Origin of the sequence: Paenibacillus sp. FSL W7-1088, assembly GCF_037969855.1 — a bacterium.
Lineage (GTDB): Bacteria > Bacillota > Bacilli > Paenibacillales > Paenibacillaceae > Paenibacillus.
This window is the reverse complement of record NZ_CP150216.1, coordinates 4297804-4317084: the sequence shown is the minus strand read 5'-3', so window position 1 is coordinate 4317084 and position 19281 is coordinate 4297804. Positions and strand designations below refer to the sequence as shown.

Annotated in this window: 19 protein-coding genes; 15 read left to right on the top strand and 4 right to left on the bottom strand. The window is 44.8% G+C overall.

The genetic code is table 11. The features are described 5' to 3' along the window. The first annotated feature begins 68 nt into the window (after positions 1–68). Complete coding sequence (locus MKY42_RS19285) at positions 69–557, top strand: GNAT family N-acetyltransferase (RefSeq protein ID WP_076289151.1); 489 nt, start codon at positions 69–71, stop codon at positions 555–557. A gap of 151 nt (positions 558–708) precedes the next feature. Beyond that, the gene (locus tag MKY42_RS19280) at positions 709–1602 is read left to right on the top strand and encodes an aldo/keto reductase (RefSeq protein ID WP_090899762.1); all 894 of its coding nucleotides are present in this window, start codon (positions 709–711) and stop codon (positions 1600–1602) included. Positions 1603–2109: 507 nt separating this feature from the next. Here MKY42_RS19280 and MKY42_RS19275 read toward each other — a convergent pair. Beyond that, positions 2110–2988, bottom strand: coding sequence for an aminoglycoside phosphotransferase family protein (locus tag MKY42_RS19275; RefSeq protein ID WP_339844016.1), 879 nt, complete (start codon positions 2986–2988; stop codon positions 2110–2112). A gap of 349 nt (positions 2989–3337) precedes the next feature. On the opposite strand from MKY42_RS19275, the gene MKY42_RS19270 reads away from it, so the two are divergent. From MKY42_RS19270 to MKY42_RS19235, 8 genes are read left to right on the top strand one after another with little or no spacing between them, the layout of a single operon-like run. Next, positions 3338–3613 carry a phosphopantetheine-binding protein gene (locus MKY42_RS19270; protein ID WP_090899757.1) on the top strand — a complete coding sequence of 92 codons (276 nt, stop codon included), beginning with the start codon at positions 3338–3340 and terminating at the stop codon, positions 3611–3613. Then, the gene (locus MKY42_RS19265; RefSeq protein WP_339844014.1) at positions 3600–4991 is read left to right on the top strand and encodes a hypothetical protein; all 1392 of its coding nucleotides are present in this window, start codon (positions 3600–3602) and stop codon (positions 4989–4991) included. Before MKY42_RS19270 ends, MKY42_RS19265 begins: the two co-directional genes overlap by 14 nt. 22 nt (positions 4992–5013) lie before the next feature. Then, the gene (locus MKY42_RS19260) at positions 5014–6120 is read left to right on the top strand and encodes a hypothetical protein (protein ID WP_090899752.1); all 1107 of its coding nucleotides are present in this window, start codon (positions 5014–5016) and stop codon (positions 6118–6120) included. After that, positions 6092–7267: a radical SAM protein gene (locus MKY42_RS19255; protein ID WP_090899750.1), complete on the top strand. Its 1176-nt coding sequence runs from the start codon at positions 6092–6094 to the stop codon at positions 7265–7267. The genes MKY42_RS19260 and MKY42_RS19255 overlap by 29 nt, the downstream gene beginning before the upstream one ends. A gap of 59 nt (positions 7268–7326) precedes the next feature. Beyond that, positions 7327–8310 (top strand): ABC transporter ATP-binding protein, encoded by a 984-nt coding sequence (locus MKY42_RS19250; RefSeq protein WP_090899747.1) that lies wholly within the window; start codon positions 7327–7329, stop codon positions 8308–8310. Next, positions 8307–9116 (top strand): ABC-2 family transporter protein, encoded by an 810-nt coding sequence (locus tag MKY42_RS19245; RefSeq protein ID WP_090899744.1) that lies wholly within the window; start codon positions 8307–8309, stop codon positions 9114–9116. The genes MKY42_RS19250 and MKY42_RS19245 overlap by 4 nt, the downstream gene beginning before the upstream one ends. 24 nt (positions 9117–9140) lie before the next feature. Beyond that, complete coding sequence (locus MKY42_RS19240; RefSeq protein ID WP_339844011.1) at positions 9141–9932, top strand: ABC-2 family transporter protein; 792 nt, start codon at positions 9141–9143, stop codon at positions 9930–9932. Positions 9933–9943: 11 nt separating this feature from the next. Next, entirely contained in the window at positions 9944–10990 is a 1047-nt protein-coding gene (locus MKY42_RS19235) for a hypothetical protein (protein WP_339844009.1), read from the top strand. Between the two features lie 83 nt (positions 10991–11073). Here MKY42_RS19235 and nrdF read toward each other — a convergent pair whose 3' ends face one another. The 3 genes from nrdF to nrdI are packed head-to-tail and all read right to left on the bottom strand — an operon-like array spanning position 11074 to position 14510. After that, positions 11074–12036: a class 1b ribonucleoside-diphosphate reductase subunit beta gene (nrdF, locus tag MKY42_RS19230; RefSeq protein WP_339844007.1), complete on the bottom strand. Its 963-nt coding sequence runs from the start codon at positions 12034–12036 to the stop codon at positions 11074–11076. Positions 12037–12079: 43 nt separating this feature from the next. Then, complete coding sequence (nrdE, locus tag MKY42_RS19225; protein ID WP_339844006.1) at positions 12080–14164, bottom strand: class 1b ribonucleoside-diphosphate reductase subunit alpha; 2085 nt, start codon at positions 14162–14164, stop codon at positions 12080–12082. After that, positions 14151–14510, bottom strand: coding sequence for a class Ib ribonucleoside-diphosphate reductase assembly flavoprotein NrdI (nrdI, locus tag MKY42_RS19220; protein ID WP_339844005.1), 360 nt, complete (start codon positions 14508–14510; stop codon positions 14151–14153). Before nrdI ends, nrdE begins: the two co-directional genes overlap by 14 nt. Positions 14511–14893: 383 nt before the next feature. On the opposite strand from nrdI, the gene MKY42_RS19215 reads away from it, so the two are divergent. The 5 genes from MKY42_RS19215 (at position 14894) to MKY42_RS19195 (ending at position 19272) form a co-directional block, all read left to right on the top strand. Next, the gene (locus MKY42_RS19215) at positions 14894–15622 is read left to right on the top strand and encodes a response regulator transcription factor (RefSeq protein ID WP_179264283.1); all 729 of its coding nucleotides are present in this window, start codon (positions 14894–14896) and stop codon (positions 15620–15622) included. A gap of 28 nt (positions 15623–15650) precedes the next feature. Next, positions 15651–16496: a histidine kinase gene (locus MKY42_RS19210; protein ID WP_339844002.1), complete on the top strand. Its 846-nt coding sequence runs from the start codon at positions 15651–15653 to the stop codon at positions 16494–16496. After that, a complete protein-coding gene (locus MKY42_RS19205; protein ID WP_090899722.1) occupies positions 16493–17146 on the top strand; it encodes a response regulator transcription factor in 654 nt (217 codons plus the stop codon). The genes MKY42_RS19210 and MKY42_RS19205 overlap by 4 nt, the downstream gene beginning before the upstream one ends. Positions 17147–17335: 189 nt before the next feature. Next, complete coding sequence (locus tag MKY42_RS19200; protein WP_339844000.1) at positions 17336–18694, top strand: NosD domain-containing protein; 1359 nt, start codon at positions 17336–17338, stop codon at positions 18692–18694. Next, complete coding sequence (locus MKY42_RS19195; RefSeq protein WP_257031374.1) at positions 18691–19272, top strand: nitrous oxide reductase accessory protein NosL; 582 nt, start codon at positions 18691–18693, stop codon at positions 19270–19272. Before MKY42_RS19200 ends, MKY42_RS19195 begins: the two co-directional genes overlap by 4 nt. The last annotated feature ends 9 nt before the right edge of the window (positions 19273–19281 follow it).

Genomic DNA, 19281 nt, shown 5'->3' with positions numbered 1-19281 from the left:
CTTCCTTGCCCTTGGCGGTGTAAAGCTTTAAAGTATGAGTTATAAGTAGAGCAGAGGAGGTGAACCGGATGAATATAAAAATAGAGCTGGTTCCCCGGGAACGCAGTCAGGTGATTCGGCACTTAATGCAATTTTATCTGTATGATTTTACTAAATATTTGAATATTGATGTGGATAGTAACGGTATTTTCCCGGAGTATCCCGGATTGGACGCTTTTTGGTCAGAGGAAGACCGCAAGTTTCCTTTTTTGATTACAAGTGATGAGGCACCAGCAGGGTTTGCATTAGTAGAGCGTTGTGAACCTGGCAGCAAAGATAATGACTACTACTTGACCGAGTTTTTTGTAATGCAGAAATACCGGCGTAGTGGAGTGGGTACCCGGGCCGCTTATGAGCTGTTTGAACGTTTTCCTGGAAGGTGGAAAGTAACCCAGGTGCGGAACAATGTCATTGCTCAGGCATTCTGGCGAAAAATCATTGGAGAATACACGGGAGGCCGCTTTCGTGAGAAATTTCATCCTGAACTGGGGAACCCGAGTCAGTTCTTCGTAACCTGATTTAACGGATGTACCGAGTTGGAGGAAATAAAGTAGGACAACAAGTGGGTGTAATACCCAACATAAGGGTAATACATACCGAAAACTATTTTGTACTATATGAACTTTCATTATCTGTAACCAAATTCACAAGGCTTGGAGGAAATGATCCATGGAACTGCGTAATTACGGAAACACTGGCATGAAAGTAAGTACACTTGGGTTTGGTGGAGCGGAGATCGGAAAGGACGTATCCAAAGCAGATGTAGAAATATTGCTAAACAGTGCGTTGGATGCAGGGTTAAACGTCATTGACACGGCTGAATGTTATGGGGATAGTGAAGAGTTAATTGGAGATGTGCTATCACATCGCAGAGATGATTATTATTTGTTTACCAAATGTGGACATGCCGCCGGGATCGATGGCCCGGATTGGGACGCCAAAGTACTAGAGCAAACGATTGACCGTAGCCTTAGAAGACTAAAAACGGAATACGTGGATGTCATCCACCTTCATAGTTGCTCTGAAGAAGTACTTCGGCAAGGAGCGGTTATAGAAGTGCTGCAGCGAGCCAAGGAAGCTGGGAAAACAAGGTTTATTGGATATAGCGGCGATACAACGGATGCCCTTTATGCCATTCAGACAGGTGTGTTCGACAGCTTGGAAACCTCGCTGAACATTGCAGATCAGGAAGCTATCGAACTGACGTTGCCTGAGGCAAGAAAGAGAAATATGGGTGTTATCGCCAAACGTCCCATTGCCAATGCGGCATGGACGTATGACTCGCTTTCAGAAGAAGCGTATCCCTATGTATACTGGAAACGCTTAACTGAACTTGGTTATGGTTTTCTGGGTGAAGATGCACAAACAGCCGTTGAAACGGCATTGCGTTTTACGCTCAGTACAGAAGGGGTAGACACGGCAATTGTGGGTACAGCTAAACCTAACCGTTGGCAGCAAAATGCGGATCTCGTCGCCAAAGGAGCTCTGAGTAAGGAGTTATATGACGAGATTAGAGAACGTTGGAAAGAAATAGCGGGAGCTGACTGGATTGGACGAACTTGATTCTATCAGCTATAAAAATAGCATGATAATTACAAAGTCGCCTTAAAGGCGGCTTTTTTTATTGGCAACAACCTTATATTTTCACTATATGAAAAATTCACAATAACAAAAGCGTACTTGCTATGTCCACAGGGAGGGGGTGCTTCCGCCAGATTTTTACCCAAGAATTAAGGGAGAATTTAAACGTATAGCTACAAATGTTAACTCACGGCAGCTTGCCTTCGCACACTATATTATTATTTCAATATATGAAAAATTCACAATAGTAAGATTAATTTACGCTCCCCAGTTCATACCTGCATCCCTACTACACCATCCCACCAACTCGTTATAACGAACTGCCTTATCCTCGGCTTCATGTCAACACTGATTTGGAATTAATAGTGCAAGATTTAGAGGTTAAATGAGATGGCCGAAATAAAATGTAAAACCAATCTACGGATAAGCAGAAAGAAATCCCTATGCGGGGCTGTGCGCCCCGCGTAGGGATTTGGTAGGGTCATATGCTTAGAGCGATGTATAGTCACGAATAATGACATCTATGACACGCTTTCCCCAATTCGAGGTTTCCGATCCTTGTTCATTCCAATCGTAGGAGATGAGTGCTTTCCACAAAGCCCAACCACGGGCACGATCAACCATATCTTGGTCAACATTCATGCAGCTTAAGAATATATTACGACTTACATCATCAAAAAAGTTCCATGCCATCACAAGATCACTTGAAGGATCGCCCACGCCCATAGTTCCAAAATCAATAACCCCGCATAATCGTCCATCTTGCACGAGCAGATTGCCTACTGCAACATCACCATGGAGCCATAACGGTGACGCTTGATATTTCGTTGCCAGCGCAAGCTCCCATATTTCAGTCAAGAGCTTTGGATCGTATTGGCCGGATACCTTTTCAATGACGGTCCTTGTATCTGTATCGTAAACCGCTAAGTTTCCGCCGCGATGAAAATTTTGAATGCCTGCGGGTATACCGTGACTAACATCAATGGCTTCCAGTTCCCTCAGAAATGTAGCGAGGTCTTCGGCAAATACACTGAGATCGAGTACGTTGGTATGCGAGACGGTCTCGCCTGCGATCCATTGGTTGATTGACCAGGGAAGGGGATATTCGTCCGAAGGTTCACCTTTGGCAATGGGAGCTGGAATAGGCAAGGACAGTTGAGGTTGGAAAACTGGAAGCCACTTCAGTTCTTTTTCTACAGCAGAGGCGTAACGTTCGTGACTCGGTAAACGAATCGTCATTTCGTCTCCCAATCGATAGGTGCGGTTATCGTGCCCGCTTTTTTCTACAGGTGTTATCGTTAAACCCTTCCACTTCGGAAATTGACTATCGACTAATTGACGAACCAGTTCATTCGTAATTTCAATCATGTTCTCGCCTCATTTTCTATTAAATGGGTGGCTTTAAACGCTAGTACATAAATTTTAACAATTTGTCTTGATCTTATCAAAGGGAGAAAATCGTCCAAAACAAAATGAGGAAGTTCGACCCTGTGAGGCCGCTAAAATAGCGGTTTTTTAGTGGCTAGAAGCCTTGTTGGTGAGGGCGAAATCACAGGTTTTTATCCCTTGACATAAAATGTCATTATAAAGATAATAATTGTAACTTTGGAAGAGGGAGGAGAAATCAACACCAAGCTCAGGTTTGATTTGAATGGTATGTAAGCGTAATAATTTCGGTTGTACCCTCACACAATGATCACTTTAAAGGAGTGTAGTCATGTACGATAAAATCGTAGATATTTTGTGCGCTATCAAAGAAGACCAACCGGAACTACGCCAATCCCTGTCCCCAGCAACGGATCTGAATAACGATATTGGTCTCGATTCTCTGCAAATGATCCAGTTTATGCTCAAAGTCGAGGATCAATTGAACGTAATTATTGACTATGACGAATTCGATTATGAACATCTTCAGTCGATCGACACATTTATAACCTTTCTGAAAAGCTGCCAGTCGCAAGAGCAATTATTGTACGAAGATGTCCAGAATTGAGGCCGCGGTGATTCCAAGAATTGTTATGGGCACGTTTGACCCTGAAACGCGATGGAGGGATCCGGACTTAGCCAAGTTACCTGCTATGCCTGACAAGGACAGGGAATCCATTGTCTTATGTATGGACGAGCTGTTGTTTCCATTTTGCGGGCCAGACGATATCCTCTACACCCGCTGCAAAATCGATCAAAAGCTGTACGAATATCTAAACGGGTTAGGTTTTTCCTTTCGCAGCCGTTATCACTTTGATTTGAACGATGAGAAGAGGACCCTGCCCGAACCGGACATTTTCAAGCAGTGCATGTTCAGTCTTGCTTCAGACAATCAACAGCGTGAAGAGATCTTGACCCACAACGAAAAACAGCTCTCTCCTTATGCCATTACGGCTGATACGGAGGAGTACCTGCGTGCCGAAGGATCGTTGGGTTCTTTGCCCGACCTTGAGACGGTTAAACGTGTAAATTCCAAATTCTACTCTAACCGACTGGTGAACAGAATCGGAGAGAAGTGTTATGGCACGGAAGTGAACAGTGTAGTAGAAGTGCAGGCTGTCGGAAATACGCTGCTGAAGCGAGGGGCGTATTTGCTGAAAGATCCATTCGGTGTTTCCGGCAAGGGCAATATGCTCATTGAAAATGAAGCCATGCAGCGAAGGATAGCAGAGCATCTGGACAAGCAGGAGAGAAGAGGATTGCGCTCGCAATTCCTGCTGGAACCACTGCTGAGAAAAGAGATTGATTTCAGCTCACACTGGTTCATTCGTAAGAGCGGGGAGAGAGATTTCATTTCCGTTCAGCGAATGATAAATCAGCAGCAGAATTACGGCGGTTCTATTAGAGCAGATGAGGATCTGCTCCTTCTGCTGGAGAGCGTGGGTTATTTTGATACGATGGAAAAGGCACTTCGGGTATTATTCGAGGATGGATACCATGGCTTCGTGTGCTTCGACTCCATGATTCTGGAGGATGGCGATATCGTACCCATTGTTGAGATTAACGCCCGCAAGTCCATGGGTCTTATTAATGCTTATCTCGATAAAGGCTGGAAAACGTACGGCCATAGCGGCCTTCTTACCTTCCTCTCTCTCGGTCTACCTGAAGGCTTCACGTTCGGAAAGTTGCTCGACGCCTTGCATGTATCCGGTCTTCTATTCAAAGGGCAAGGTGAGTACGGAATTATGCCTATTTCATCTAACACCGTAATGGTGAATGATATTCTGACCTCACGGCGTATAGCCGAGGGAATCCAGAGTCATCGTGGTATGCCGAAGGGACGATTGTATATCTCGGTGGTGGGCCGTGATGACGAACATCGCAATGAACTGATCGTAAGTCTGAGACAGGTACTCGCTGACTTGTCTATTAAAGTGTACAACTAATTCTGGAATGCGGAGGCTGCGCATGAATTCATCTTCGGTTACCCTGCTTGCGTCGGGCAATTCGCTTGGTGCATACATTCCGGCTATGCATCTGAACACTTACCTGCAAGATAGAGGTGTTCGAACGGACGTTTACGTTCTGGAGAACCTGTATCATGAAGGAATCAGAGGCAAGATTAATTCCACCAAAAAAGCATTTCATGCCGATTTCTCTGTTGCCCTTATGGGGCATAAACTGGCCAAGCCTGTAGACTCTTCCCTGAACGAAGCGGAAGTCCAGTTGCTGTTGGATGGATGGATACGTGATGGGGTATCTCATTTTGCTGTGTTTACCGGTTTTTGGCTCCCGGTCCTGGAGAGGTACAAAGCCATTGCACCTTCGTCTCTGGATATTCAACTGATTCGTTTGGATGTGTGCGATACGCCCTCGTTTAAAGTACACAGGTCCTTGTATCCGGACTACGATAATGTCTGGCTTTACGAGCCTTCAAGGTTGTATCCAGATTATTATATTGCCTCCAATGAAAAGGAAGTCCTGCCTTATGCACAGCGAGACGGACGCATTCTGGTCCATGGCGGCGGCTGGGGCATAGGAACGTACGCGTCAACGATTGCAGAGCTTCGTCAATGTAATTACTTGCTGGATGTGATCGTCTATGATCCTTCCGAGGTCGAGGAAGACGATGGTAGCACACGTTACTTCGGAACTGAGGCTTCATGGAACCCGTGGAGTCGGGATGCCCAAGGGCGGCATTCGTTTCCGCCAATGAACCAATATGTACGTGAAGATGGCATTCTTCGGGCAATTCCGCTCCGTGATTACTCTGCTTACACGCATCTGATGCGCAATTGTGCTGCCATTATCAGCAAGCCAGGAGGAGCGACGCTTAACGATTCGTTGTCCTGCGGAATACCTTTTGTCATGTTAGAGCCGTTTGGCGACCATGAGCTTCAGAATTCAAACTATTGGGAATCCTGTGGTTTCGGTATTCGATTCGCGGAATGGAAAGCCCTGGATTACTCGGAACAACATCTCGAAGAAATGTACGGACGTTTGCTGGAGCAGCGATCAAAAATCAATCATTTGGGGAGGAAAACGCATGCAGCCGAAAACAGCAGTTACGTTTGATAAGCTGACATTCCAAAATATGAAAAGAACCCTCGTTCCGCTCGCCGAAACGGGAAGGAAACGCCGGGAGGACCCGACATATGCCGCACCCGTGCCTTATGAGATCGGAATCAAGCTTAATAACGGCTGTAACCTTCGCTGCAAACATTGCTTTGAATGGAATCCAGATGGCTTCCATCACGGCTTTGCCAGTGAAGTGAAAAGAGACGAAATCGAGATTCCCGTCGTGGAGAAACTGCTCGCCGAAACGAGAGAACGCAAATCACGTGTGTTCCTGTGGGGCGGAGAACCGCTATTCTACTCCAAGTTCGATGAACTGGCAGAACTGCTGGCTAAGGAAGACCGGCATACAACCATTTGTACAAACGCAATTCTCATTGAACAAAAGCTGGATTCCATTTTGAAAATGTCTAAGAATTTAGTCATGCTGGTCAGCCTGGAAGGATTCGAGAAGGAGAATGACGCGATTCGGGGCAAAGGCACGTTCAAAAAAGTGATTCACGCCATACAGCTGCTGTTGGATCTGCAAAAGCAGGGCTTGTACAAAGGCAAAGTGTCCGTAGCTCTGACCGTAAATGACCAGATGGTTGATCAGTTGTATAGCTTGATGGAATTCTTTGAAGAGTTGGGTGTTGATTCCGTGTACTTCTGCTTCCCATGGTACATCCCTTCCGATACGGCGGAAAAAATGGACACCTACTTTGATGCGCACTTTCCGCACCTGGCCTCCCGCTTTGCGAGCGACCACAAGAACAGCTGGCACTCTTTCACGTTTCACATCTCACCGGATCGTTACGACACATTAATCGAGGAATTTAAACGAGTTAATTCACGAGTGTGGAATGTACGTATCCGCTATCAGCCTGCGCTGGAGCCCGAAGAGGTAGAAGATTTTATTCGGGGTAGCGAAAAGCCGGCCATGAATCGGACCAAGTGTTTTTCGATCTCCAATCGGATGGACGTGATGCCAGACGGTAAGGTCAATCCATGCAAATTTTTTCCGGAATTCAGTGTCGGTAATTTATATGAAGAAAGTGTGACCGATATTTTCCACGGTGAGGATCTGCGAAAACAACGCGAGGTTCTGGCCTGCGGCCTGACACCGATTTGCTCCAAATGCGTGCTTTTGTATAACAACGGAGTTTAATCGCTTTAACTTTAAGCCGCCAATATGGAAAAACATGCAATCATTCAGGAGGAGCGGGGATGGACTTTATCCGTGTACGAGAACTGCACAAATCGTTCGTATATTACCGGAAAGAAGCAGGACTCAAACATTCACTGAAAAACCTGTTTGCTCGCAAATCACTTGTGAAGGAAGCGGTTAAATCCGTTTCCTTTGATATCGGCCCCGGAGAGTGCGTTGGATTTCTGGGACCGAACGGAGCAGGTAAAACCACAACGCTCAAAATGTTGTCGGGCATTCTATATCCGACAAGCGGAGAAGCTGACGTACTTGGCTATGTGCCTTGGGAGCGGAAAAATGAATTCAAAAGGCTGTTCTCCATTGTAATGGGTCAGAAAAATCAACTTTGGTGGGACCTTCCCGCGAGCGATTCGATTTATTTGAACAAATGTATATATGACGTCGAGGATGATGTCTATCGTCGAATTCTTGCCGAACTGTCAGAGATGCTTGATGTGCAAGATCTGCTGGATGTACAGGTTCGCAGACTGTCCTTGGGTGAACGTATGAAAATGGAGCTAATCGCTGCTCTGATCCACCGACCGAAGCTGCTGTATCTCGACGAGCCGACGATCGGCCTGGATTTCCCCTCTCAGAAGAGGGTGCGGGAATTTCTGAAATACTATAATGAGCAGTTTGGCGCCACGATCCTGCTAACGAGCCACTACATGAAGGACGTGGAGGACCTGTGCAAGCGAACAATTATCATTAATGAAGGAACTCTTCTGTATGACGGAGATCTTCATAAGATTAACGATCTGTTTGGCGAGCACAAAATTGTAAAGCTGCAGTTCTCGGAGCCGGTTGCCGAGCAGCGGCTGGCCAAATTCGGAAAAATAATCAGCGCAGACGACTACAGTGTTGTTCTGGAGCTGCCCAAGCACCGACTAAAAGAAGTGTCACGTGCTATGCTCGATTCGTTTCCGATTGTTGACTGGACGATTGAGGACGTGCCGATCGAGGAGAGTATCTCCATGCTCTACCAAAAGGAATCCGTCGGATGAGTGGACGCAGATTGTATACGGCTGTATTTTCGATGGGTGTGCAGCAATCGATGGAATACCGATTTCACTTCTTTCTCGGTCTTCTCGGCTCCGCGTTTCCGATTCTTGTTCAGTATTTTATATGGACAGCGGTGTACCAGCACTCCGGGGAAACGGCATTATTCTCGTATTCATATCATCAGATCATTTTGTATACGATCTTGGCGGGTTTGGTCTCCAAGCTGATCGCTACCCAGTTCGAGCACCAGATTGTCGATGATATCAAGAACGGCGGTCTCAATAAGTATTTGATCAAACCGGTCAGCTACTTCGGATATCGGCTGGTATCCTTTTTCGGACAGAAGGCGATCTATTACGGTGTTACAGCGGTGCTTCTTGTCGGGATTATCTGGATCTCATCTGCGGGTGGTGTGCTTGAGTTCCAGGTCATACGGCTGATCTTGTTCGTCGTTACGTTGTCGGGGGCGCTTTTGCTCAATTTCTTGATCTCCTACTGTATCTGTGCAAGTGCTTTTTATCTAAATGAAATCTCTTATTTTTTCGTTATTACGAGTCTGCTTGTGAATATTCTGAGCGGAGGTATGTTCCCATTAGAGATTTTCGGGGATTCGATCGTGGAGGCACTTCAGTACACGCCGTTTCCATATACCATTTATTTTCCAGTCAATGTGCTCAGCGGCAAAACGGAGGTGGCGGCGATGTATCAAGGATTGCTCATCCAGTTCGGCTGGATACTCCTGTTCTTCTGGCTATCCCGTCTAACGTGGCGCATATCCATGAAGAAATATTCAGCGGTTGGGGGGTAGCGTAGATCCCATATGTTTAGAGCCATGAGAAAATACGCACATTTGTATGGCATGTTCATTAAAAATTGTCTCATTGCCCAGATGGAGTTTCGAGGCAATTTCATGATGAGCCTGCTCGTGGAATCCGTCTACCTGCTCGCCAAACTGTTATATGTACTCGTTGTGTTCCGTACCGATCTTCACGTCGATGGCATACCACCGGAAGGGCTGCTTCTATTTATAGGCATGCACACCGTGGTGACAGGCATGTATGTCGGGCTGTTTTTTACCAATTTTACGAAAATTCCGGAATATATTAAGGACGGCTCGCTTGATCTAATGCTAACGAAGCCGGTTTCTCTTCAATTTATGGCTTCTTTGCGTTATGTCGATCTGGCGCTGCCAATCCCCGATATTTTAGTTGGTTTCGTCATGATTGGCATTGGCTGGCATGCGATGGACATCCCCCTGACGTTTCTCCAGCTAGTCGGGTTTATGCTGCTGTTATTCGTCTCCGTTATCATCACATACTGTCTAATGATTATCCCTGCATTGCTGTCATTTCGGTTCGTTCAGACGGGCTCTGCATCGGAGATCGCTCATTCCGCTTGGGACGCCAACAATTTTCCAATGGCGATATACCCAACTTGGGTCCGGCGGATCGGTACCTTTGTCATTCCGCTGTTCCTGATTACCAACTTCGGACCGCTGTTCCTGCTAGGACAGCTCAGCTGGCTCTATACAGGACTGGCGCTGGTCGCTTCGCTGATACTCTTCACAGTTATACGATTGCTCTGGAAACAGGCTGTGAAGGGATATAGCAGTGCAAGCAGTTAAGGGGGAGAAAAATGAATGCTCTTCAGCTGCCCGTGTTAAATCCGCCGCTTAAAGGATTTCTGCGGTGGGCTTACACGCTTTCGATTACCAGTGCACATGAGGAAACGATTCCTTGGTATTACAGCAATTTCATTCAGTTGTCCTGCAAGAAAACCTTTCTGGAGGATGGCAGACAGTTTTATATCGATTTTTTTCGGGGCCAACCCAACGAACTGAATTTCAATAATCCATTTCTACTCACATGCTCTGTGAATTACACAATTCTGGAGCATTTGGCGCTGGACGCCTGGCCCCAATTTTTCACCGATCAGATTCGCAACGGCTATTATTGTGTCGTGTTTTTGGACGAAGCGAAGCTAACGCCAGCGGCGGCCTATCAGCAGGAACCGTTTCCGCATCATCTTTTTCTGTACGGTTTTGATTGGGACAATCGTTTTTTTGATGCTTCCATGTTCGACCATACGGGAGTTTACCGCAATGTACAGATTCCGTTCAAGGAGTTCCTGGATGCTATCCATTCCATGAGACATCTGCTCAGAGAGGGACTCACCGCGGATCATCACACTTATTTTTACAAATACGAGCCGCATTCTCCTTATCCTTTCGATAGAATCGTAGCGCTCGACCAACTGCATGATTACCTGAACGGAGAGACTCATCTGAATCGTATTAATTACAATCCTGATAACGAACAGGCTTTTGGAATTAACGTCTACGACTATTTGCAAATGTACTATGATGCGGTAGAGAGCAACGATCCTCGTCTCGGTGACCGTAACGATGTGAGGCATCTTCATGTGCTCTGGGAGCACAAAAAAATGATGAGTGAACGGATTGCCTACTTGATCGAGGAGGGGATGATCCCTTACGACGAAGAACTTGTGAACGGTTATCAGGATATAACCACAAGGGCAATGAAGCTAAGAGATCAATACATCCGTCATGAAATTCGTGAAGACAAGGCTGTGTTTGCGAGGATAAAACTCCGGTTGGAACAATTCCGCAAGGAAGAGCCGGTTCTGCTGCAAAGACTGATTTCATGCTGGAAAAGTAAATAAAGAAGGCCATTCCTCTGGGAGGAACAGCCTTCTTTATTTATATTCATAGGTTATACGTTAGCCCTATTATAATTCTTTATCACTTATTCAAATTTGAAATCATCATCCGTCAGAGGTTCTACATTCAGAGTACGAATATACCCGTTGCCTTTTTTAGAGAAAAAGTCATGCTGTTTGGTATGTGTACTGATTCCATTTAATACAATCGGGTTGACTTCCTCGTCTTCAAATAATGGCTCAAAACCGAGGTTCATCATCGCTTTGTTAGCGTTATAACGAAGGAATGCTTCGACTTCTTCGGTCAAATGAATAGGGGTATATAATTCCTTCGTATATTTCAACTCATTTTGATGAAGAAGCTGTACTAGATCAACCAAACCTTGATACACATCGTTCCGCTGCGTTTCATCAAAGCTTGCGTATATTTCCTGGGCCAGCACGCCCACATATACACCGTGAATACTTTCATCCCTTAGAATCAGATCAATGATCTCACCACTGCATGTGAGTTTGCCTTGTCCAGCTAAATAGAGTGGATAGAAAAATCCGCTGTAAAACAAATAACTTTCCAAAAGAACGGAGGCCGCCATAGCCATATACAGATCTTTTGAAGTTTCAATACTCATATAATACTGGCGTATAACCGACGCTTTGGTTTGCAGATATGGATTTTCTTCCACCCATTTAAATACACTGTCAATTTCTTCGGTTGATGCCAACGTGGTAAAAATACTGCTGTATGATTTCGCATGAATTTGTTCCATCATCGCCATAAAACTAAGTACAGCTTTGCGTTGCAGTCCATCGACATGCTCCATAATCTGCGGCATACCTACACCGCCCTGGATTGTATCCAGAAGGGTTAAGCCTCCCAAAACTTTCATATAAGCGTCTTTTTCTACATCACTGAGCATGCCCCAGGTCATTTTATCATCGGATAAAGGAATCTCGTCATCGGTCCAAAATTGCATAATATTCTGATTCCAGAACATCAGGGTGAAATCATCATCCGCCCGATTCCAGTTCACAGCTTGAATTGCCGGCATGGTATATCAAACTCCAATCGTAATACCCTAAAGGGAAATTTGTTTATATTGAACAAGCAATGCATTCTTCCATCGTCAGCTTGTTGGTTCTTGTGTAATACAAAGATTTCAACCCTTTATGAGCAGCATACAGATAGCAGCGAGCCAACTCTCGCGTGGTTACATCACTGTTTACATGCAGAATGGTTGAGATGCCTTGGTCCACATGCGGCTGAATCTCCGCAATCAAATCAATCACCTTGAATTGATCCATTTGATACGCTGATTTGTAATAGAAGACGTTATCCTTTTGCAAATAGGGCATTGGATAATACGTGGTTGAATTGGCATAGGTCCGTGTCTCAATCTGTTCTACGATCGGCATGACACTGGATGTTGCGTTTTGGATATAAGAGATGCTGGCCGTTGGAGCAATAGCCATGCGATAGGCATGGTAGAGACCATTTTTCATCACTTTAGACTTAAGCTGGTTCCAATCCTCGGGAGACGGAACAGCAATGCCGGTAAACAATTCTTGTACTTTCGATGTGGTGGGACGGTAATCCGTAGTCACATAACGATCAAAATATACGCCAGTCGCATAATCCGACTGCTCAAATCCATAGAACCGTTGACCCGTTTGAACTGCAAACTCCATACTTTTCTCCAGAGAATGATAATTCATGGTCATAAAGAAGGTACGTACAAAATCCTTGGCCTCCGAGCTTTCATAAGCAATCCTGTTTTTGGCTAAGTAACCGTGCAGGTTCATGGCTCCCAAGCCAACGGAATGCATCTCGGAATTGGCTTTAGCCACACCGGGAGCATTGGCAACATGCGTCATGTCGCTGACGGAGGTCAGTGCAATCATGCCCTCATGCACGGATTCCTTGATCTTGCCACTCTCCATAACATTAACAATATTGAGGGAGGCCAGGTTGCAGCTGATATCTTTGCGGATAATATCCGGTTGACCATAGTCTGTAATTTCAGAAGTCTCCTGGAGCTGGAAGATCTCTGTGCAGAGGTTGGACATTTTGACTTGTCCTACGTTTTTCAAGGCATGTGCTTGATTGGCATTGGTTTTATTAATGATGTAGGGATAGCCGGATTCAAGTTGAGTCATCGCTATTTTGGTCAGCATATCCCGTGCGCTGAGCGATTTTTTCTTCTTCACCCGGTCGTCAGCCAGCAAGGTATCATACATTACGTCCAGATCCATATCATCCAAATGTGTTCCATACGCCTTATAAACACTATAAGGTGCGAAGAGATACAGAGGCTCATTATCTTGAGCCAGCTTATAGAAACGATTAGGAACAATAAGTCCGATAGAGAGAGTTTTCAGCCGGATTTTCTCATCCGCATTGATTTTTTTGCTATCCAGCAGTTCCATAACGTCCCAACCGAAAATATTATAGTATGCTGCACCAGAACCTTTACGTTGACCCATCTGATCGGCGTAGGAGAAGCCGTCTTCCATCAGCTTGAGAACAGGCGTGATGCCTTTAGCAGCACCTTCAACTCCTTTAATGACTTCACCACGAGCACGCAACTTCGACAGATTGACAGCAACGCCACCACCGATTTTGGATAACTGCATACACGTGTTTAGGACATAGTTTATGGAGTTCAGTGAATCATCCATTTCAAGCAGGAAGCAAGAAACCAGTTCACCGCGCCGACTTTTTCCCGCATTCAGGAAAGTGGGGGTTGCCGGTTGAAGACGCTGCTCCATCATCGAACGGGACAGCAAACAAGCCGTATCAAAGTGTCCACGACCCAGATGAAGTGCAGCGGCGGCTACCCGATCTGCATATTGCTCAAGGTATGTTTTGCGGTCATATGTTCTCAACGCATAATCAGTATAGAATTTGGACGCTGCCATATAGGAAGGAAAGGTATACTGATAGCCACGCGTAATTTCAAATACGGTTCTAACTTCGTCAGCTGTATAGGAAGCATAGAAATCCTCGTAATAATCATGATCAATCATGAATTTGACCTGATCATCAATGTTGGCAAATGCCATACTTTTATCTTTAATTTCTTTCATAAACTCCTCTACAGCCTCTTTATCCTTATGTAACTGGAAGAAGCCATCAGAGTTGCGTTTTAGCAGCATGTTATTTAATTCAATATGACGCAATGCGGCTCACCTCCTGTTTAAAATACTCCACGTCTTTCTTGGAACCTGATAATCCAAATTTACTAATAACCGGGACGTTATAAGATGCAGAGATCAAATCTGCACTTTTGGCAAAACGCTCACCCCAGTTACGATTACCGCTGGCGGCCACGCCAATCAGGTATTCAGAGTTTTTTTGTAAAAAAGAAGACACCTTATCAGGTATCTGCCCAAAACCTGTTGTATATGTCACAAGTACGTACGGTTCATCAATCGTCATTTGATTTTGAATCTGTACTGCTGGCAGTTGAAGCTTGGAAATAAACCTCTTAACATTCCCGGTTATAGAATCATACACAATTAGCATGATCATTATCCTCCTTGACAAATGAACGGTGATCAGAAACAAACACTATATATAGATTATATTTTCAATTTTATATCAATATATAGAATTGTCAATTGTATATCGGTATCGATTTTGTGAAAAAACCTCATGAATGGGCTCTATTACTAGGCTTAAAAAATTTGTGGCTTAGTAGATATCCATATTCGAATGCACGATATTTGGTGCATTCGAGAATTATGATTGACAGCCGTCACAGGAGAGAAATCAACCTGAACATCATCGTTCATACATTGTCTACAATTCAGAGATAGATTATCAAAAGGCATGGCTCTATGGAGTCATGCCTTTTGAGTACGTTGAAGGTATGCTGATTACATATCGCAAAGATTTGGAGGTAAGACATGAACGGGACCCTGCAGCAAAATAGAATATTGATTGTAGATGATGATAAACGGGTCCGTGGACTTCTTCGCATGTATTTGGAGAAAGAACAATTTATCGTTGAGGAGGCTTCGCTGGGCTGGCAAGCCTTAAGCAAGCTTCATCATGACTCGTATGCCATGATCATTCTGGATTGGATTCTCCCCGATATTAAGGGGATTGAAATATGCCAATATCTACGGACCAACTTAAGCATACCCGTCATGTTTCTGACAGCCAAGTCAGAAGAGGGGAATCGGCTTGAAGCTTTCAAAGCCGGGGCGGATGACTTTGTCATGAAACCGTTCAGTCCGAGGGAAGTTGTGCTGCGCATCAAAACCATGATGGCTCGTTATAACGGATTAATCAAACCTGCGTCAAAAGACCATTCAGCAAGCGAGGTGTTGATCTCCTCTATTTTAATCAATCCTACTTCCCGAAGAGTCACAGTAGAAGACGAGGAGATTCATATGACTCCCAAAGAATTTGATTTGCTTTATCATCTGGCGACACACGCGGAAATCGCATTCTCCAGGCAGGATTTGCTGAGAATTGTTTGGAAAGTGGAGCATGAGGAAGATCTGGATTATCGAACCGTAGATACCCATGTAAAACGGTTGCGGGACAAACTCTCCGAACATGTGCCGAATCGGGAAGATCTGATTCAAACCCTGTGGGGGTTCGGTTATATTCTTCGTCTGCCTCACTGATGCTTATCTTGAAGTTCAGGAGGGGAACATGTCTTATAAACAAATCAAGTGGATGATCTTGCTGATTCCCACCTTAACCGTTGCTCTCTGGGAATATGTACGACATCGGTTTCTACTCCCTTATATATCAATGGATTTGGGCAACTGGCTAACACCTGTCATTGTGTATGTAGTGAGTATAACGTTGTTAACTCGGTTGTTTCTTATCCTGGAACGAATTCAAAAAGAGCTGGAGCATGAGCGTGAAGCCAAAGCCGCATTTGAATCTCGGGAAAAGATGGCCAAGGAACTTCATGATGGAATCGCCCAATCCCTTTTTTTATTATCGGTGAAAGTAGGGCGTTTGGAGGAACAAGCCAAGCAGGATCAACAGCTGGACGATGTGTATTCGATTAAAAAAACGGTTCATGAAGTCAATCGTTATGTACGCCAGGCCATTGCCGATTTACGTTATGATCCTAACGTTGACAATACCTTCACTATGAACGAATCGATCACACTACTTGGTCAAATCCGAAGAATTGTCAAAGATATTCCCGTCCGAATCGAACTGGATTGGAACATCCCGGATGATACATTTACGGACAAAGAGAAAGTAGAACTGCTCGCTTGTATTCGGGAAGCCCTCTTTAATATTCAGAAGCACGCATCAGCTTCCCAAGGATGGATTCAGGGAAACGGGCACAAGAATTGCTGGAATATCACGATTCGAGATAATGGAAAAGGATTTGAGATGAACCCCTTTGAACGAAAGGATCGATATGGACTGAAAATTATGAGAGAGCGGATGAATGAACTGAACTTTAACATGCAATTCCGAAGGGAGCAGCAGCTTACTGTTGTCGAATTTTCAAAGGATGGTGAGATGTTATGAGCCATACTCGCGTACTTGTTGTAGACGACCACGCTCATGCGAGAGAAGCCATATGTGAAATTTTATCCATGGATCCCGGCTTCGAAGTGATTGGCGTCGTATCGGACGGTCAACAGGCGATTGACTATACAGAACAGTGGCTTCCCGACTTAATCCTCATGGACATTCAGATGCCCATTATGAACGGTCTCGAAGCAACACAGCGGATCAAATTAGCCTTTCCTTATGTGAAAATTGTCATGATTACCGTCTCGGATGATGTACTCCACCTCCTGGAAGCGTTGAAGCGGGGAGCTCAGGGTTACTTGCTCAAAAATCTGGAACCGTCCATGTGGCTGGCATATCTTCATTCCATTGTTACAGAAGAAGCTCCATTGAGCCGCGAGGTGGCTTACCAAATCCTGAAGGATGTCTCACTCACGGAGAAAAAAGAACCTGACGTTCCACTAACGACAAGGGAAAAGGATATTCTGTATGGCGTGGCTGCAGGTTGGACGAACAAAGAAATCGCTGTGAATTATACGATTTCAGAATATACGGTCAAGAATCATTTGAAAAACATTTTGCAAAAGCTGCAGGTTCAAAATCGTGTTCAACTGACACGTTACGCATTGGAGCAAGGGCTTATTACAGACCACAATCGTCTGTAGTAAGCTTTTTTTACTAGATCGGAGCGTTCTTTCGGTTTCTATGTATAAGTGGATGTCACTTTCTCTGCTTTTCACCACCATGACCTCACAAATTGGACACAAAACGTCCAGCTCTATAGCCAGATTGAGCTATATGGTAAAAATTTGTTTTTATGTACACTATGAGCAGTGTGCTTCATGAAGGAGGTTATGATGTTAAACGGACGGATTGTCCTGGGCTTGTTGCTGCTTGTGGGTATACTGGCGATCCCGTTATCTTACTCACTTGACTCTGCGAACGCTGCTTCTGATACCAAAGACGCTATTCCACTCCAGCCAATCATTGATGGTTCTAAACCTGGAGAAGTGCTTGTGCTTGAGCCGGGTATTTATTCTGGTCCCGTAAGTATAGACAAGAATATATCCATTCGAGGAGATTCATCGGTAACGGTATTGAATATGGAAGCTGAATCCACGATTACCATTCGTTCAGATGGAGTGACTTTGCAGGGGTTCACGGTTCAACATTTAACGAACGAACCCACTGCTGCGATTCTGGTTGAAGGAGATCGTGTAGAGATCACGGGCCTGGATATTCAGAGTCAAAGTTTTGGAATCGTGCTGCGGGGTTCCGTCGACGGGCTCATACAAGGCAATACCATTTCATGGGCTGGACCGGAGTCTGCTTCCAGTGGTCAAAAGGGGAATGGCATTGATCTGTACAATTCCCATCGCACCCACATCGAAGACAACCAAATTACGGGTATGCGGGACGGGATCTACCTGGAGAATAGTCGCAATCTTACGGTTAAGGCTAATACGCTGTTACATACCAGATATGGCATTCATTGTATGTATATTGATGGTTCTTCTGTTATGGACAATGTGGGGGAGAACAACAGTACCGGAGCCATGGTCATGGGTGTCAAGAATACGGTTGTATCGGGAAATTCCTTTAGCAAACAGAACGAAAATGTGCATTCACAAGGGATTTTGTTGTATGACGTACAGCAATCTTCGGTTCATAACAATGTCGTGGAAGGTAATCGTGTTGGCATGAACATTGCTGAATCCTCAGGAAATGAAATTCGCGGCAATGCGGTGCTCCGGAATTTCATCGGAATTCAGCTCGTTCTTGCGGAGGATAATCAGTTTACCAGAAACCAATTTGTTTCGAATGTGATTGAAGCTTCAGCGATGGACAGCCGGAACAATGAGATGAAGGAAAATTATTGGGATTCCTTTCAGGGTCTTGACCTGAACAATGATGGAATTAGTGAACTGTCTTATGGGATTAATCCATTTTATGAGCAAGTGGTCAACCGAAATTCGGCCTATCAACTTTTCTTTCAATCTCCAGGCATGATCTTTATGAGCAGCTTGTTTACGGAAGGCAAGGCAGAGTGGACAAGCGACAGATCGCCGTTAATGAGTATGGAAGCGCAATCAAAGACGACGAAGACAGGTACAAAAGCAGTCAAAGAGACAACTGGGGTTTGGATCATTGGATGCATTCTACTGGGCCTAGCTACTTTTATTATGATCAAAATGGGGGTATTACGAAAATGAGAATGAAAACACATTGGAAAACAGTGATGGTGCTTCTCTTTGGGGTGCTGTTATTAACAGCTTGCGGAAAAAAATACGAGGCATTGCCTATTAATGAAGACGTGGATATCTGTGCCATTTGCAAAATGCAGGTGAAAGATGATGCCTATGCCACGCAGCTTACCACAAAAGACGGTAAAAATTATAAATTTGATGACATTGGTTGTATGCATCAGTGGAAAGAAGAGAACGGAACAGATAATATCGGGATGGATTTTGTTCGTGATTATAATGACAAGGAATGGATTGAGTACAGCAAAGCCACTTATGTATATGATGCTTCACTGCGTACACCCATGGCTTACGGCATCCTCAATTTCAAGGATAAAGCCTCCGCGGAAGCTTTTGTAGCTGAGCAGGGTGTAGGAACGATCATGACCGCTGAAGACCTCGCTTCTCACGACTGGAAACAGAATACCGAAATGATGGATATGATGGGTGAGGGTGAGCACGGGCATTCCGAAGAGGGAATGGGTGAAGGTATGCATGAAGAAACGCATGGGGAAAGTGAATCAACGGAAGAATCAGGCCACAAGTAATGAACAATG

Excerpts from the sequence above, each read along its gene's own strand:
- MKY42_RS19285 (WP_076289151.1), top strand. The coding sequence starts at position 69 with ATGAATATAAAAATAGAGCTGGTTCCCCGGGAACGCAGTCAGGTGATT.
- MKY42_RS19280 (WP_090899762.1), top strand. The coding sequence starts at position 709 with ATGGAACTGCGTAATTACGGAAACACTGGCATGAAAGTAAGTACACTT.
- MKY42_RS19275 (WP_339844016.1), bottom strand. The coding sequence starts at position 2,988 with ATGATTGAAATTACGAATGAACTGGTTCGTCAATTAGTCGATAGTCAA.
- MKY42_RS19270 (WP_090899757.1), top strand. The coding sequence starts at position 3,338 with ATGTACGATAAAATCGTAGATATTTTGTGCGCTATCAAAGAAGACCAA.
- MKY42_RS19265 (WP_339844014.1), top strand. The coding sequence starts at position 3,600 with ATGTCCAGAATTGAGGCCGCGGTGATTCCAAGAATTGTTATGGGCACG.
- MKY42_RS19260 (WP_090899752.1), top strand. The coding sequence starts at position 5,014 with ATGAATTCATCTTCGGTTACCCTGCTTGCGTCGGGCAATTCGCTTGGT.
- MKY42_RS19255 (WP_090899750.1), top strand. The coding sequence starts at position 6,092 with ATGCAGCCGAAAACAGCAGTTACGTTTGATAAGCTGACATTCCAAAAT.
- MKY42_RS19250 (WP_090899747.1), top strand. The coding sequence starts at position 7,327 with ATGGACTTTATCCGTGTACGAGAACTGCACAAATCGTTCGTATATTAC.
- MKY42_RS19245 (WP_090899744.1), top strand. The coding sequence starts at position 8,307 with ATGAGTGGACGCAGATTGTATACGGCTGTATTTTCGATGGGTGTGCAG.
- MKY42_RS19240 (WP_339844011.1), top strand. The coding sequence starts at position 9,141 with ATGAGAAAATACGCACATTTGTATGGCATGTTCATTAAAAATTGTCTC.
- MKY42_RS19235 (WP_339844009.1), top strand. The coding sequence starts at position 9,944 with ATGAATGCTCTTCAGCTGCCCGTGTTAAATCCGCCGCTTAAAGGATTT.
- nrdF (WP_339844007.1), bottom strand. The coding sequence starts at position 12,036 with ATGCCGGCAATTCAAGCTGTGAACTGGAATCGGGCGGATGATGATTTC.
- nrdI (WP_339844005.1), bottom strand. The coding sequence starts at position 14,510 with ATGCTAATTGTGTATGATTCTATAACCGGGAATGTTAAGAGGTTTATT.
- MKY42_RS19215 (WP_179264283.1), top strand. The coding sequence starts at position 14,894 with ATGAACGGGACCCTGCAGCAAAATAGAATATTGATTGTAGATGATGAT.
- MKY42_RS19210 (WP_339844002.1), top strand. The coding sequence starts at position 15,651 with ATGTCTTATAAACAAATCAAGTGGATGATCTTGCTGATTCCCACCTTA.
- MKY42_RS19205 (WP_090899722.1), top strand. The coding sequence starts at position 16,493 with ATGAGCCATACTCGCGTACTTGTTGTAGACGACCACGCTCATGCGAGA.
- MKY42_RS19200 (WP_339844000.1), top strand. The coding sequence starts at position 17,336 with ATGATGTTAAACGGACGGATTGTCCTGGGCTTGTTGCTGCTTGTGGGT.
- MKY42_RS19195 (WP_257031374.1), top strand. The coding sequence starts at position 18,691 with ATGAGAATGAAAACACATTGGAAAACAGTGATGGTGCTTCTCTTTGGG.